This is a genomic window from Streptomyces sp. NPDC043870, assembly GCF_056435785.1.
The window spans coordinates 101,927-114,841 of sequence record NZ_JBWKDT010000008.1; the positions used below are offsets into that span (position 1 = coordinate 101,927).

General features: G+C 70.6%; 17 protein-coding genes and 1 pseudogene. 5 read left to right on the forward strand and 13 right to left on the reverse strand.

Annotated elements, in window-relative coordinates; all coding sequences use genetic code 11:
• Nucleotides 1-136: 136 nt before the first annotated feature.
• The 8 genes and pseudogenes from AC0699_RS13165 to AC0699_RS13200 form a co-directional block, all read right to left on the reverse strand.
• The gene (locus AC0699_RS13165; RefSeq protein WP_478659282.1) at nucleotides 137-1,714 is read right to left on the reverse strand and encodes an alpha/beta hydrolase; all 1,578 of its coding nucleotides are present in this window, start codon (nucleotides 1,712-1,714) and stop codon (nucleotides 137-139) included.
• 159 nt (nucleotides 1,715-1,873) lie between these two features.
• Nucleotides 1,874-2,617, reverse strand: a complete 744-nt coding sequence (locus AC0699_RS13170; protein ID WP_478659284.1) for an urease accessory protein UreD — start codon at nucleotides 2,615-2,617, stop codon at nucleotides 1,874-1,876.
• A 7-nt stretch (nucleotides 2,618-2,624) separates the two neighbouring features.
• Nucleotides 2,625-3,305, reverse strand: coding sequence for an urease accessory protein UreG (gene ureG, locus AC0699_RS13175; protein WP_478659286.1), 681 nt, complete (start codon nucleotides 3,303-3,305; stop codon nucleotides 2,625-2,627).
• A gap of 20 nt (nucleotides 3,306-3,325) precedes the next feature.
• The gene (locus tag AC0699_RS13180) at nucleotides 3,326-3,985 is read right to left on the reverse strand and encodes an urease accessory protein UreF (protein WP_478659556.1); all 660 of its coding nucleotides are present in this window, start codon (nucleotides 3,983-3,985) and stop codon (nucleotides 3,326-3,328) included.
• Nucleotides 3,986-4,317: 332 nt separating this feature from the next.
• Nucleotides 4,318-6,039, reverse strand: a complete 1,722-nt coding sequence (locus AC0699_RS13185) for an urease subunit alpha (protein WP_478659287.1) — start codon at nucleotides 6,037-6,039, stop codon at nucleotides 4,318-4,320.
• A 91-nt stretch (nucleotides 6,040-6,130) separates the two neighbouring features.
• Nucleotides 6,131-6,436, reverse strand: a pseudogene (locus tag AC0699_RS13190) (urease subunit beta); the annotation flags it as partial.
• A gap of 14 nt (nucleotides 6,437-6,450) precedes the next feature.
• A complete protein-coding gene (locus AC0699_RS13195) occupies nucleotides 6,451-6,753 on the reverse strand; it encodes an urease subunit gamma (protein WP_478659289.1) in 303 nt (100 codons plus the stop codon).
• Nucleotides 6,754-6,888: 135 nt separating this feature from the next.
• A complete protein-coding gene (locus AC0699_RS13200) occupies nucleotides 6,889-7,509 on the reverse strand; it encodes a TetR/AcrR family transcriptional regulator (protein ID WP_478659291.1) in 621 nt (206 codons plus the stop codon).
• 115 nt (nucleotides 7,510-7,624) lie between these two features.
• On the opposite strand from AC0699_RS13200, the gene AC0699_RS13205 reads away from it, so the two are divergent.
• On the forward strand, nucleotides 7,625-8,626 hold the full coding sequence (locus AC0699_RS13205) for an ABC transporter permease (RefSeq protein WP_478659293.1): 1,002 nt from the start codon (nucleotides 7,625-7,627) through the stop codon (nucleotides 8,624-8,626).
• A 127-nt stretch (nucleotides 8,627-8,753) separates the two neighbouring features.
• Here the strand turns inward: AC0699_RS13205 and AC0699_RS13210 are convergent, their stop codons facing one another.
• On the reverse strand, nucleotides 8,754-9,047 hold the full coding sequence (locus tag AC0699_RS13210; RefSeq protein ID WP_469770612.1) for a type II toxin-antitoxin system Phd/YefM family antitoxin: 294 nt from the start codon (nucleotides 9,045-9,047) through the stop codon (nucleotides 8,754-8,756).
• Between the two features lie 192 nt (nucleotides 9,048-9,239).
• On the opposite strand from AC0699_RS13210, the gene AC0699_RS13215 reads away from it, so the two are divergent.
• From AC0699_RS13215 to AC0699_RS13225, 3 genes are read left to right on the forward strand one after another with little or no spacing between them, the layout of a single operon-like run.
• Nucleotides 9,240-9,512, forward strand: a complete 273-nt coding sequence (locus AC0699_RS13215) for a hypothetical protein (RefSeq protein WP_478659295.1) — start codon at nucleotides 9,240-9,242, stop codon at nucleotides 9,510-9,512.
• Between the two features lie 19 nt (nucleotides 9,513-9,531).
• Entirely contained in the window at nucleotides 9,532-9,801 is a 270-nt protein-coding gene (locus AC0699_RS13220; protein WP_478659297.1) for a hypothetical protein, read from the forward strand.
• Nucleotides 9,798-10,166: a helix-turn-helix domain-containing protein gene (locus tag AC0699_RS13225; RefSeq protein ID WP_478659299.1), complete on the forward strand. Its 369-nt coding sequence runs from the start codon at nucleotides 9,798-9,800 to the stop codon at nucleotides 10,164-10,166. The genes AC0699_RS13220 and AC0699_RS13225 overlap by 4 nt, the downstream gene beginning before the upstream one ends.
• 269 nt (nucleotides 10,167-10,435) lie before the next feature.
• Here AC0699_RS13225 and AC0699_RS13230 read toward each other — a convergent pair whose 3' ends face one another.
• Complete coding sequence (locus AC0699_RS13230; protein ID WP_478659301.1) at nucleotides 10,436-10,825, reverse strand: hypothetical protein; 390 nt, start codon at nucleotides 10,823-10,825, stop codon at nucleotides 10,436-10,438.
• A gap of 255 nt (nucleotides 10,826-11,080) precedes the next feature.
• On the reverse strand, nucleotides 11,081-11,371 hold the full coding sequence (locus AC0699_RS13235) for a hypothetical protein (RefSeq protein WP_478659303.1): 291 nt from the start codon (nucleotides 11,369-11,371) through the stop codon (nucleotides 11,081-11,083).
• 592 nt (nucleotides 11,372-11,963) lie between these two features.
• Here AC0699_RS13235 and AC0699_RS13240 point away from each other — a divergent pair.
• Nucleotides 11,964-12,245 carry a hypothetical protein gene (locus AC0699_RS13240; protein WP_478659305.1) on the forward strand — a complete coding sequence of 94 codons (282 nt, stop codon included), beginning with the start codon at nucleotides 11,964-11,966 and terminating at the stop codon, nucleotides 12,243-12,245.
• 126 nt (nucleotides 12,246-12,371) lie between these two features.
• Here AC0699_RS13240 and AC0699_RS13245 read toward each other — a convergent pair whose 3' ends face one another.
• Both AC0699_RS13245 and AC0699_RS13250 read right to left on the reverse strand, forming a co-directional pair.
• Nucleotides 12,372-12,548, reverse strand: coding sequence for a hypothetical protein (locus AC0699_RS13245; protein ID WP_478659307.1), 177 nt, complete (start codon nucleotides 12,546-12,548; stop codon nucleotides 12,372-12,374).
• A 2-nt stretch (nucleotides 12,549-12,550) separates the two neighbouring features.
• On the reverse strand, nucleotides 12,551-12,889 hold the full coding sequence (locus AC0699_RS13250; RefSeq protein WP_478659309.1) for a DUF397 domain-containing protein: 339 nt from the start codon (nucleotides 12,887-12,889) through the stop codon (nucleotides 12,551-12,553).
• Nucleotides 12,890-12,915: the final 26 nt, after the last annotated feature.

The window sequence follows — 12,915 nt, forward strand, 5'->3', positions numbered from 1 at the left end:
AGGGGGAGGGCGGCGAAGAAGGAAAAAAGAGGGTAGGGGAGGTCCAGGGGGGGGGGGGGGGGGGGGGGGTGGGGGGGGGGGGGGTCCCCCCCCCCCCCCCCCCCCCCCCTCTGCGCTGCTGTCGCCGGCGGACCGGTCAGGGGGTCGGGGTGGCGTGCGGTGCGCACGCCGTGTCGCGGCTGTCGAGCGTGCCGCTCACCAGATACGCCTCGACCTTGCCGTTGATGCAGGGACTCACCAGGCCGGTGATGCCGTGCGAGCCGGCGTTCTTCTCGGTGACCAGGCGCGAGCCCTTGAGGCGCTTGTGGAGTTCACGAGCGCCCTGGTAGGGGGTGGCCGCGTCGCGCTCGGCCTGCACCAGAAGCACCGGCGGCAGACCCTTGCCCGCGCGGATCTCCAGCGGCTGCTGACGCTTGGTCGGCCAAGTGGCGCACGGCAGGTTCAGCCAGGCGTTCGACCAGGTGAAGAAGGGGTACATCGCGTGCAGCCGGGAGTTGTCACGGTCCCAGGTCTCCCAGTCGGTCGGCCAGGGGGCGTCCGCGCACTCGACCGCCGTGTAGACGGCGGTGCTGTTCTCGGCGGCGGCGTTGCCCGCGGTGTCCTCAGGATGCGGGCCCGCGGCGTCGACGAGCGGCTTCGGGTCACCGGCCAGGTACGTGCTCCAGGCCCGGGCGACGGGCGCCCACTGGCTGTCGTAGTACGGGGCACCCTGGAAGTAGTTCACCAGCTCGGCCGGGCCGACGACCCCGCCGATGGGGTTCTTCTCGGCGGTGTCGCGCAGCGTCTGCCACTGCTGGTGGACCTTCTCCTCGGTGTCGCCGATGTGGAAGGAAGCGTCGTTGGCGGCGACCCATTTCATCCAGTCGGTCAGCCGGCGCTCGAAAGCCATGTCCTGGCTGAGGTTGACCCCGTACCAGATCATGTCGGTCCGCGGGTTCACGACGCTGTCCATGACCATGCGGCGGACATGGGACGGGAAGAGAGTCGCGTAGACCGAGCCCAGGTAAGTGCCGTAGGAGACACCAAGGAAGTTGAGCTGCTTCTCGCCGAGCGCGGCTCTGATGACGTCCAGGTCGCGAGCGGTGTTGAGAGTGGTCATGTGCGGCAGGAGGTCGCCGCTGCGCTCGGCACAGCCCTGCGCGTACTCGGCGGCGAGCTTGCGCTGGGCGCGCTTGTCGGCCTCGGAGTCGGGGACCGGGTCGGGTTTGGGCCCCTTGACGAACTCCTGCGGGTCGGCGCAGGAGATGGCCGCCGAGTGGCCGACGCCGCGCGGGTCGAAGCCCACGAAGTCGTAGGCCTTGGCGGTCCTGGCCCAGATGGGGCTGTTGGTGACGGTTCGGCGCGGGAAGCGCAGTCCTGAGCTGCCGGGCCCGCCCGGGTTGTAGAGGAGCGCGCCCTGGCGCTCCTCCTGGGTGCCGGTGTTGCCGATGCGGTCGACGGCGATGCGTATCTGCCTGCCGTTCGGGCGCGTGTAGTCGAGCGGGACGCTCACCCAGCCGCACTGGATGGGCTTCTCCAGGCCCCAGTCGGCCGGGCAGTCGGCCCAGGCGATGCCTTGGTGCGCCGCGCGCTCGGCGGCCACCTTCACTCCGTACGCCTCGACGCTCTGCTCGGGCCTGCCGTCTGCGGTCGCTGCCGGTGCGGCGATCGCGCCGGTCATGAGTGTGCCCGCGATCAGAGTGCCGACGGAGCCGAGCGCCGCTGTGCGTTTCACGTGGTGCCTCCCCCTGGTGATGCGCCGCTCCCCACAGCAGCGCGGTCATGGTCTGTTACGGGGGATCCTTACGTCTGTGCGACGCAGGGCGATAGACCGAACTGGTCCTTCTTTGCCGAAGCGATAGCCGGCGCGCGCAGTCCGCCGGGTGGGACGGCGTCAGTCGTCGAGTGCCTCACGCCGGGCCTCGTCGAGCAGACGGCGAAGCCGCAGTGCGTCCGGGGCGATCGCGGTGACCAGCACGGCCGGGCCCGCGAGCGGGGTGAGGACGCAGGTGTCGCCGAACTGCCGCGGCTCGGCGGGCTTTTCCTCGAAGTCCGGGTCCACCACCAGGAGTTGACCGACCGCGCGGTGTCCGGCGAGTACCGCTCCCCCGTCCCAGCCATCGGGTGCGCCGGGTCCGTACGCGAGTTCCTGGTCCAGGAGGGGGCGGCCCGCACGGCTGACGGTGAGGCGAGTGGTGAGGGTGCCGGGGTCCTCGCCGTGCCGGCCGAGGATCTGTTCCTCGCGCAGCACCAGCCGTGCCGTGGCCGCGAGTTCGACGCGTGTGTGCATACGCAAGTTGCTGCCGCGGGCGGAGACGAGCTGCTCGGGCAGCCAGCGCAGCTCCGCGTCGTCCCGCACGCTCAGGACGATGTCGTACGTGGCCTCTTCCGGGGTTCGGCCGGGCAGGGCGACGGTCGCCGCGGCGGAGTCCACGTGCAGCCGGGCGCCGTCATGGACGTCCGCCTCGACGGACAGCCGGTCCCCGCCGAGCGGCGCGCTCATCGCACCGACGACGGTGACGCGGGTGTACGGTCCGGCGGCACGGGTGCGGCGCAGCGCGAGCGGCCCGGCGCTCTCCAGGACGGGAAGTCCACCGTCGCGGGTGGCGACGATACGGGCGGTGGCTCGGACGCTCATGCGGCGGTCACGCGGCGGCCCAGGCGGTGAGCTGTGCGCGTACCCAGTCGGCGACCGGCCGGACGCCGTCCTCGCCGGTCAGCGAGGTGAAGGCGACGGGAAGTTCACCGCGCTGCTCCTTGGCGTCGCGCGCCATGCGCTGCAGGTCGGAGCCGACGTACGGGGCGAGGTCGGTCTTGTTGACGACGAGGAGGTCGGCGGTGGTGACGCCGGGGCCGCCCTTGCGGGGGATGTCGTCGCCGCCCGCCACGTCGATGACGAAGATCTGTGCGTCGACGAGGCCCTTGGAGAAGGTGGCGGTGAGATTGTCGCCGCCGGATTCGACGAGGATCAGATCGAGCGGTCCGACCGATTCCTCCAGGTCTTCGACGGCTTCGAGATTGGCGGAGATGTCGTCGCGGATCGCCGTGTGCGGGCAGGCCCCGGTCTCGACGGCCTGGATGCGCTCGGGCGGAAGCACCGCGTTGCGCAGCAGGAACTCGGCGTCCTCGCGGGTGTAGATGTCGTTGGTGACGACAGCGATGGACAGCTGGTCGCGCAGGGTGCGGCAGAGCGCGGCGACGGTCGCCGTCTTGCCCGAGCCGACCGGGCCGCCGAGGCCGATGCGCAGGGCACGCCGGGTGCCGTCGGGGCGGTTGGCGTCGGCGCTGACGGACATGGCGGTGTCGTGGCTGTGGTCGAGATGCATGGTGCGGCTCCTTCTGGGTCCTACGAGGCGAAGAGGCGTACGGGCCAGGCCGCGTGCAGCTCGGCGGTGATGTCGAGCAGCGGGGCGGAGGCGGCGGGCAGGGCGTCGACGCCCAGCTCGGCCGCCTGCCGGGCCGCGGCCGCGGCGCGCTCGGCGACCCGGTCCATGGCGGGGGCGAGGCGGGCGAGGACGGCGGTGGCCTCGAAGGGGTCCAGGCTCAGCAGGCGTACCGCGGCGGTGGCCGGCCCGCTGACGGTCTCGTACGCGGCGCAGTGTGCGGCGTCCTCGGGTCCGAGGCCCGCGGCCCGCGCCGCGAGCCCGAGCACGACGGGCTGGTGCGCGCCCCTGGGCAATGCCTGGGCCAGCGCGTCGAGTTCGGCTGACGGCCAGGTGGCGCGGGCGGCCCGCATCAGCTGCCGGCCGAGTTTGCGTGCCGTGGTGCGCAGGGCGGGTGACGGGGTGCGGGCGTCGGCGGCCGCGTCGAGCTCGAGCGGGTCGAGGCCGAGCGCCGCCGCGGCGGCGAGCGCGGCGGCCGTCAGCCCGGCGGTGTGCAGCCGCCCGCGGCAGAAGCCCGCCAGTCCTGCGGCGTCCCGGACCCGCCCCGCCTTGACGGCCGCTTCGGCCCCACCGGAGTGGGCATGCCCCCCGGCGGGAAATCGCCCATCGGCGAGTACGAGCAACGCGGCCCGCGACGATGCGCCGACCGGCCGCCCGGCGTCCTCCGGCGACCCTGCCCGCCGCGATTCCGCCGATGCGGGCACGGGGCAGGCTGCGGGCGGCGGCGGCACCGGGCGGTCCCGGTCCCCGGCCACCGTGGACGGCCCTGCCTGCCCGGCAGGCACACCCACCCGACGGAGGCCGCCACCGGCCACCACCCCCGAACCGGTCCCCTGGCCGGGGACCGTGCCGCTGTCCGCCGCGGCGGGCGTCGGGCATGAGGCAGCACCGGCCGCGGTGCGGCGGGAGCCGTCGGCCGGGCCGTCCACCGGCGCGTGTGTGAAGTCGTTCATCGTCAGAACAGGAAGTACCGCTGCGCCATGGGCAGTTCCTGCGCGGGGGCCGGTTCGACCGCGTCGCCGTCGATCGTCACCGTGAACGTGTCGGCGTCGACCTCGACCCGTGGCAGCGCGTCGTTCTCCCGCATGTCCGCCTTGGTGACGCGCCTCGTGCTGCGGATCGGGACGAAGCGCTTGCCCAGGCCCAGGCGTTCGGGCAGCCCGTCCTCGATCGCCGCTTCCGACACGAAGTTGAACGAGCCCGCCGCCGGGGCCTTCCCGAGCGCGCCGAACATCCGTCGGGGCAGCACGGGCTGTGGTGTGGGGATGGAGGCGTTGGCGTCGCCCATCTGTGCGTACGCGATCTGGCCGCCCTTGATGACGAGCTGCGGCTTGACGCCGAAGAACGCCGGCTCCCACAGCACCAGATCGGCGAGCTTGCCCGGCTCCACCGAGCCGATCTCGTGGTCCAGACCCTGGGCGACGGCCGGGTTGATCGTGTATTTGGCGACATAGCGACGTGCCCGCAGATTGTCCGCGCGGCCGTCGCCCGGCAGGGCTCCGCGACGCCGCTTCATGACGTGCGCCGTCTGCCATGTCCGCATGATCACCTCACCGACGCGTCCCATGGCCTGGGAGTCCGAGGAGATGATGGAGATGGCACCGATGTCGTGCAGGACGTCCTCGGCCGCGATCGTGGACGGTCTGATCCGGGACTCGGCGAAGGCCAGGTCCTCGGGCACGGCCGGGTTGAGGTGGTGGCAGACCATCAGCATGTCGAGGTGTTCCTCGATGGTGTTGACGGTGTGCGGCCGGGTCGGATTCGTGGAGCTGGGCAGGACGTACGGCTCCGACACCACGGTGATGATGTCCGGTGCGTGCCCGCCGCCCGCACCCTCGGTGTGGTACGCGTGGATGGTGCGTCCGGCGATCGCGGCGAGCGTGTCCGCGACGAACCCGGCCTCGTTGAGCGTGTCCGTGTGGATGGCGAGCTGCGCACCGGTCTCCTCGCACACGCCCAGGCAGGCGTCGATGACGGCAGGCGTCGCACCCCAGTCCTCGTGGATCTTGAATCCGAGCGCCCCGCCGCGCAGCTGGGAGTACATCCCTTCCCGGGACATCGTGTTGCCCTTGCCGAGCAGCCCGATGTTGACGGGGAACGACTCCAGCGCCTCGAACATCCGGGCAAGATGCCAGGGACCGGGGGTGATCGTGGTCGCCTTGGTGCCCTCGGCCGGGCCGGTGCCGCCGCCGACGAGCGTGGTGATGCCGGAGGCCAGGGCCTGGTCGACGATGGTCGGCGCGATGAAGTGGACGTGGGCGTCGATGGCGCCCGCGGTGATGATTCTGCCGTTGCCCGCGATGACTTCGGTCTCGGGGCCGATGACCAGGTCCGTGTGGACACCGTCCATCGTGTCGGGGTTGCCGGCCTTGCCGATGCCGGTGATCCGGCCGTCGCGGATGCCGATGTCGGCCTTGACGATGCCCCAGTGGTCGATGATCACCGCGCCGGTGATCACCGTGTCCGGGGCGCCCTCGGCACGGGTCGTACGGGACTGGCCCATCGACTCGCGGATCACCTTGCCGCCGCCGAACACGGCCTCGTCGCCGGCGAGTCCGGGCCCGCCCGAGCGGTCCTCCTCGATCTCGACGAGCAGATCGGTGTCGGCGAGCCGGATCCGGTCCCCGGTGGTGGGTCCGAAGAGGTCGGCGTAGACGGCACGTGTCAACTCAGACACCGGTTCCTCCCTTCGCTTCTCCGCCCGCTCGGCGCAGAGGTGCGGCTTTCGCTGCCGTCTGCGGCCCGGCGGCCTCGCGTGCGTCGCTCATATCGAGAGCGCCTCCGGTCTCTCCCCGCAGGCCCGCGACGATGCGAAGCCCTCCGAGAGGTACGAGTTCGACGTCGACCGGGATGCCGGGCTCGAAGCGCACGGCGGTGCCGGCCGCGATGTTCAGCCGCCGGCCGCGGGCCGCGGCGCGGTCGAAGTCGAGTCCGGGGTTGGCCTCGGCGAAGTGGTAGTGGGAGCCGACCTGGACGGGCCGGTCGGCGGCGTTGAGCACGGTCAGACGCGTGACGTCGCGGCCCTCGTTCAGCTTGACGGGCCCGTCCGCGTACAGGATCTCGCCGGGAATCATCGGTGGCGCTCCCGTCAGACGATCGGGTCGTGGACGGTGACGAGCTTGGTGCCGTCCGGGAACGTCGCCTCGACCTGGACGTCGTGGATCATTTCGGGGATGCCGGCCATGACGTCGTCGCGGGTGAGCACTTTCCGTCCGGAAGCCATGAGTTCGGCGACGGTGTGCCCGTCGCGTGCGCCCTCCAGGATGTGCGTGGTGATGAGGGCGACCGCCTCGGGGTGGTTGAGCTTCACCCCGCGGGCTCGGCGCTTCTCCGCGACATCGGCGGCGACATGGATGAGCAGCCGTTCCTGCTCATGCGGGGTCAGTTGCACGCTTCCACCTCACAGTCGTCCTGCCCGGACCGGACCGGGCGCAGCGGACAGTAGCCGGTGTCAACACTCTGTCGACGGTCCATGGGCGTCCCGCTGCCAAGGTTTGAACGTTAGGGCGGAAGTTTTTCCGGCGCGTTAACTGACCTTTGGTAGTTGCATGGACATCAGTGCACGCAATCCGTCCTGCAGCACCTCGACGCTGACATCCCCGAAGAGCGCCTGCTGGGCGATGAACCCCTGGGCCGTGGCGATCAGCGTGCGCGCGACATGGTCGGCCGGCACATCGGCGTGCAGGATCCCGTTGTCCCGGTAGGCGTCGACGAGCTTCGCCCAGGCCCGACGCATGCCGTCGTAGCCGTCGTTCAGGATCGCGGCGAGGTGCTCGTCGCGCAGGGTCTCGGTCCAGACCTGCACGATGAGACGGCCGAAGGCCTGCCGGTCGCCGCCGGGCACCCGTCCCTCCAGGAACATCCCGAGGACCCGCCCGAGCAGGATGTCCGGGGTGGGCGGCGGGGTCGTACGGGCCGCCTCTTCGAAGGCCGCCCGGATTCCAATGAACGCCTCCTCGGCGATGGCGGAGATCAGCTCGTCCTTGCCCCGGAAGTAGCGGTAGACGGCGCCGGCCGAGAGGCCCACCTCGCCGAGGATGTCCTGCATCGACGTGGCGTGGAAGCCGTTGCGGGCGAAGCAGCGGGCGGCGCCGTCGAGGATCTGACGGCGCCGGGCGTCGAGGTGTTCCTGGGATACGCGAGCCATGCGGCAAATGTAAAACGAACATTCATTCTTGACAACTGGACACCGCGCCAGGACAGTGAGGCTCGACAAAAACGAACGATCCTTCTCTTTGGATCACCCGAATCGAGGGGACACCATGCCCACTGCACCGGCCGCACCGGCCCGCCGCGTGATCGCGGTGATGATCCTGGTACCGGTCGTCGTCATCCTGGCGCTCTGGGCGTTCGCCTGGCCCGCCGCCCGCATCGCGCCGCGCGACCTCCCGGTCGGCGTGGCCGGCCCGGCCGCCGCGACGGCACAGCTGGAGCAGCGTTTCGCGCAGCACGAGGGGGCCTTCGACGTGCACCGCTACGCCGACGAGGCAGCGGCCCGGGGAGCGATCGAGGACCGGGCCGTATACGGAGCCCTGGTCGTGACACCACAGGGCCCGAAGGTGCTCACGGCGTCCGCCGCGAGCCCGGTCGTCGCCCAGCTCCTCAAGGAGTCCGCAACGGCCGGCGCTCCGTCCGGCGCCCAGGTACGGTCCGAGGATGTCGTCGCAGCCCCCGCCGGCGACCCGAGGGGCAGCGCACTGGCCTCCAGCATCCTGCCGCTCGCGCTGGCGGGAGTGGCGGCCGGGGGCGCCGTCACCGCACTGGGGCTGCGCGGGGCGAGGGCGGCGGCCGCGCTGGTGGGCGCGTCGATCCTGGCCGGCATCGCCGCGACGGCTCTCGCGGACAGCTGGCTCGGCGTGCTCACAGGAGACTGGTGGACCGAAGCGGGGGTGTTCGCCCTGACCGCACTGGCCATCGGTGGCGCTGTCGCGGGGCTGGCCGCGCTGATCGGAACCGCCGGGATCGGTCTGGGCGCACTGCTGGTCGTCCTCATCGGCAACCCGTTCTCGGGCGTGGCCAGTGCGCCGGAGCTGCTCCCCGAACCGGCAGGGCTGATAGGCCAGTGGCTGCCTCCGGGCGCGAGCGGTTCACTGCTGCGGTCGGTGGCGTACTTCGACGGCAGCGCGGCAGGCGGGCCCGCGCTGACGCTGGCACTGTGGGCAGTTCTGGGCCTGACCGCGGTGCTGATCGGCGGGCGGCCGGGCAGGGCGGTGAACGCGACCACCGCCCGGTCCGCCCCCGCCGAACCGGCCCCGCTCGGCTGATCCGTCGGGACGCCCGACCCCCACGGCCCTACGAGCGAGCGCCTCGTGAGCGAGCCTCCTGAGCGACCGCGCGTCCCCGCTGTAGCGGACGGGGGCGCGCGGTCTTGTCATGACGGGCGCGGGCGCCTCACGCGCCGCGGCCGTCCCGGCCCGGGGCGCGGTGTTCCGCCGCGATGCCGAACCGGCCGCGTTCGCCCGGAGCGGACGGCGACGACGTGCGCAGCGTTGAGACCGAGGTGATCACGGGGTCCTCGGCCGGCTGCTCAAGGCCCTCCAATCGCTCCAGGTCAGCAGCGGATACCAGGGCCACGAGCGGCTTTCCGTGGCGGGTGACGACCACGCGCTCGCCGCCGTACACGACACGGTTGATCAGCTCGGCGAGCTCTGCACGGGCTTGCGTCACCGGAATCTCATAGGCCATGCTCCCCAGCTTACGGGGCGTCCACGACGTCCACACGGTCCGTAGAGAAGCCCAAAACACCAGGTCAGAGGCTCCCAGTCCGACCACACGCAGCCAGTTTGTGAGACGCGTGTGATACGGCGGCGCCGCCCGGTGGTCGCACACCAGACGGCGCCTTGATCCGAATCCTTCAGATCAAGGGAGCCCAGACCCATGCAGGACCGTACAACGCGCGCTGCGGCAAGTCCGCCCGCGCTCACCGCGGACACCCGAACCCTTCTCACCCAGCTCGCCGACAAGCTCGCCAGCTTCCGGCCGAACGCCGAGATGCGCGAAGCGACCCGCCTTGCGCAGGCCCTCGTGTTCGCCGAGCGGCTCCACGGCCCACCGAGGCCGCATACGACGCCGAGCAGGCTCTGCTCGCCGCCGCCCCGCCCGTACGTCCAGGGCAGACACGCGGCGAGTACGCCACGCTGCTGCGGCTGATCGCCGAGGGGGTGTCCCAGTGACCTCAGCCGACCCGATGCGCGACCTCCTCGCCGCCGTCCTCGAAGCTCTCGACATCCCCCACCCCGCCACCATCGGTGACGGCGAGATCTATGACCGGCTGCTGGCTGACCGGGCCATGCACGCGGTCATCGCGCTCCGTAGCGTCGTCGACGACAAGCCCGTGATGACCATCGAGTGGACGACTGAGTACCTGCGCGAGCGGCTTGCCGAGCACCCACCCACCGGATACCGCCACTGGGGCGCCACCAGGGGTGAGGGCCGGTGACTGGCGCACAGCTCGTAGCGCGGCGCCGCGCCACCGTGCGCCGCATGGCGCAGGACGGGGCATCCAACCGGCAGATCGCGGCGCAGCTCGGCGTCTCCAAGGACACCGTGCGCCGCGACCTCGCAACGGGCGAAGCGCCACCTGAGACACGTGCCGACCGGCTCATGCGCCGCGCGGCGCAGGCCGAGCATGCCATGAGCCAGCTCAGCGCCGCAGCTCAGGCCATCGACGACACCCGGCCCGCGTACACGGTGATCGACTACGACACAGCCCGGCGCTGGTGCGGCGAACTCCGCGCCACCGCCGCACGCCTCGCGGCGCACGCCGACGCCTTCGCCGAGTACTACCCGAGCGCCACCGGCTGACCGGCCGTACTCGCCGTGCTCTTCGCTGCGGCGACGGTGGCCGGGTTCGTGGGCCCGGCATACCGCGCGACCTCTACGCGCTGCCCGCACTCGGGACGTGCGCGCTCGTCCTGACCTTCGCCCCGCCTGCGCGGCCCAGGGCCTTCTCGCCTAGATGATCAATTCCAAGGGATGCCTGCGGAGGGTGTGGGGTGGGCGGCGGCCGAAACCACCGCGAGACGGTCAGGCGGCGGGCTGCCGGCCCTGGTTGTCGAGGTGGCAGCGGGCGGTCAGGCGTCAGGGTCGACTTCGGGGTGCGTGAACCGCAAGGGCTTGCCCAGCGACTGGGCGTAGGCGATTTCGGCTCGGGTGCTGTCTCCGATGTAGTCGCCGACTACGAGCACCTCATCAGCGAGCCGGATCTTCGCCCGGTGCAGATCGTCGAGTCGAACCTTCAGCGCCTCGGCCTCGACAGGATCGGACCAAAGTTCGTGCGGCGACTTCATGTCACAGCCCGGTTTGACGACAATCTTTCCGGCTTTGGTCTCCCGCAGATCGGCCTCGTTCATCTCGGTCATGAAGCGGGTGGAGCCGCAGATCACGACGATACGCGGGAGGCTCAACAGCTTCTTCGCGTCGGCGAGCTTCTCCTCGGGGGCGAGCAGTTGCGGGTACGACACTGGTTCCTCCTGGTGGTGTGGTCCAAGGGGTGCCTGCGGAGACGAGAACGAGGGTGTCCAAGATCGTTTTGTGACGAACGACGTTGACACCCTCGCGACAGCACTCTATTCGACGACCGACGACATGCTTTTGCCGCAGCGCGAGAGCGATTCACTAGCCCTCTGTAGCTTTGCGGGCCCAGATGACTCGGCGCCATGCTTCGAGGGATGCGCCTTTGATTCGAAGGTGTACGGCACAAAGCTGATGCCAGCTCGTCATGAGGGCGCAAAGCCTGATCTGATCTTGGTCTCGCAATAGAGATACCAAGGCTTGTGGCCCTCGCGGTGGCACTCGATCCGCAATCGCACGGGCTGCTCCCGGACCTCGACCCGCCACCGACGTTCCGCATCCTCGCCCTCGTACCAGAAGGGCGCCTGCGTATCGCGCATGTCGAAGCGCTTCCAGTCGCCGAGCTCCAATGGGAAGGCCGGGGTATGTCGACCGGGCGGTGCGACGTCGTCGATGCCCGCGATGAAGTGCAATGGCCCCCAGATATGTGCGGCCACGTCCTCAGCCGTTGGTGGCGGAGCGGTGCGAGGTGTCCGGTCAAGACCGTCGTCTTGGATTCGGACGGTCACCCGTCGAGTCGCTCGAGCGCGGACGGGCCCAGAAGCTTCATCGTGAATGTGGCCCTGTTCCCAGGACTCGGGCGGCGGATCGTGACCTCGAGCTGTGGGGTCAGCTCGGCATGCCAGCGATCGCGCTCGATGGCTGCCAGCGATTCGGCGGTCCGCTGCGCTTCAAGCGCTGTGGCGTGGGCTTCAGTCGCGGTATCGCTCGCCCGGCTGGTGGCTGACCAGGAGGCGACTGCGGTGAGGAGAGCTCCGCCTGCGACGACGATGTTGGCACCTCGGCGCTAAGCCTGTCCGTCCAGACCGTAACCACTGCGGCGAGGGCCAGGCCCACACCCGTTGCGGCGAACCAAGTCCGCCTTTCCCGTATGTGCGACATGGGGGGACTGTAGCGGTAGGAGAAGCCCCGGCCAGCCGGACGGCAGCAATGGGCGTGAACAGATCGAGCGAGAGCCGTTTGAGTGTTGGGATCGCCCCTCAGCGAGTTGAGCGGCCTTCTCCACCATGAATGATCTACAGCTGAACTGTGTCTACTGCAACTCGTGACGACAACACCATCGCCGTGAAGCGCACCCTGTTCTACGTCGGCCTCGGGCTGCTCGTAGCGGGCACCGTGCTGGTGGTTGTCGGTCTCCTCCTCGCCAATGTGGGTGCCAGCACATACGGGGCGGGGGCGTCATCAGCCGCCGGGAGTGGCGAGGGCGCTATTCCGGCGTGGGTAGGCGTCGGAGCCGACATCGCCGCCATTGCCACCTTCTGGCTCAGCGTGGTGGACCGCCGCAAGTCGGGTCGCGATGACGATGACTAGCCGCATCGGTGACGGCGGCAGGATGCCAAGCCGCTCGGAGAGTGAACAGACATAAAGAAGCCCCGGCCGGCCGACGGGGGACGGCGGGCCGGGGCGGTCTTGGAGGCGGGCGGGTCAGCGGGCGGGTCAGCGGTGCATGAGCTGGCCCTTGCGGGTGGCGCCGCCGCAGTCCTCGCAGGAGGCGATGACCGCGCCTTCATAGACCAGGGCGACGGTGTTGGTGCCTCGGCATTCCCGGCACGGGGTGCGGTTGTACTGCTTCTGCACGTGCGCGAAAGCCGCGGTGACCTCTTGCGCGTTCATGGTCAGCGCGCCACGGCGGCGGCCTGCACCATCTCTCCGTGGGTGGGCATGAGGTCGTCGAACTCGCCGGCCTTCACGCCTTCGAAGAACTTCCCGATCTCGGCGCGGGTGAAGTACAGGACGGGGCTGGCGGGGTCCTTGTCGTCGGAGAGCGCCACCATGCGGGTGCCGTCCGGGACGTGGGGGTGGGGGTGGTCCTTGGCGTCCGGCGCCGCGGCGAGGATGACGCAGTCCTTGAGGATCGGGTCCAGGTCCGTCCGGCTTGCCTTGCGCCAGTCCAGGCCGGGTGCGGTCAGGTTCTCGTAGGCCTTCGTGGTGCGGCCGTTGCTGATGGTTCCCACGGGTGTGCCTCTCTGGTCGGGGTCTT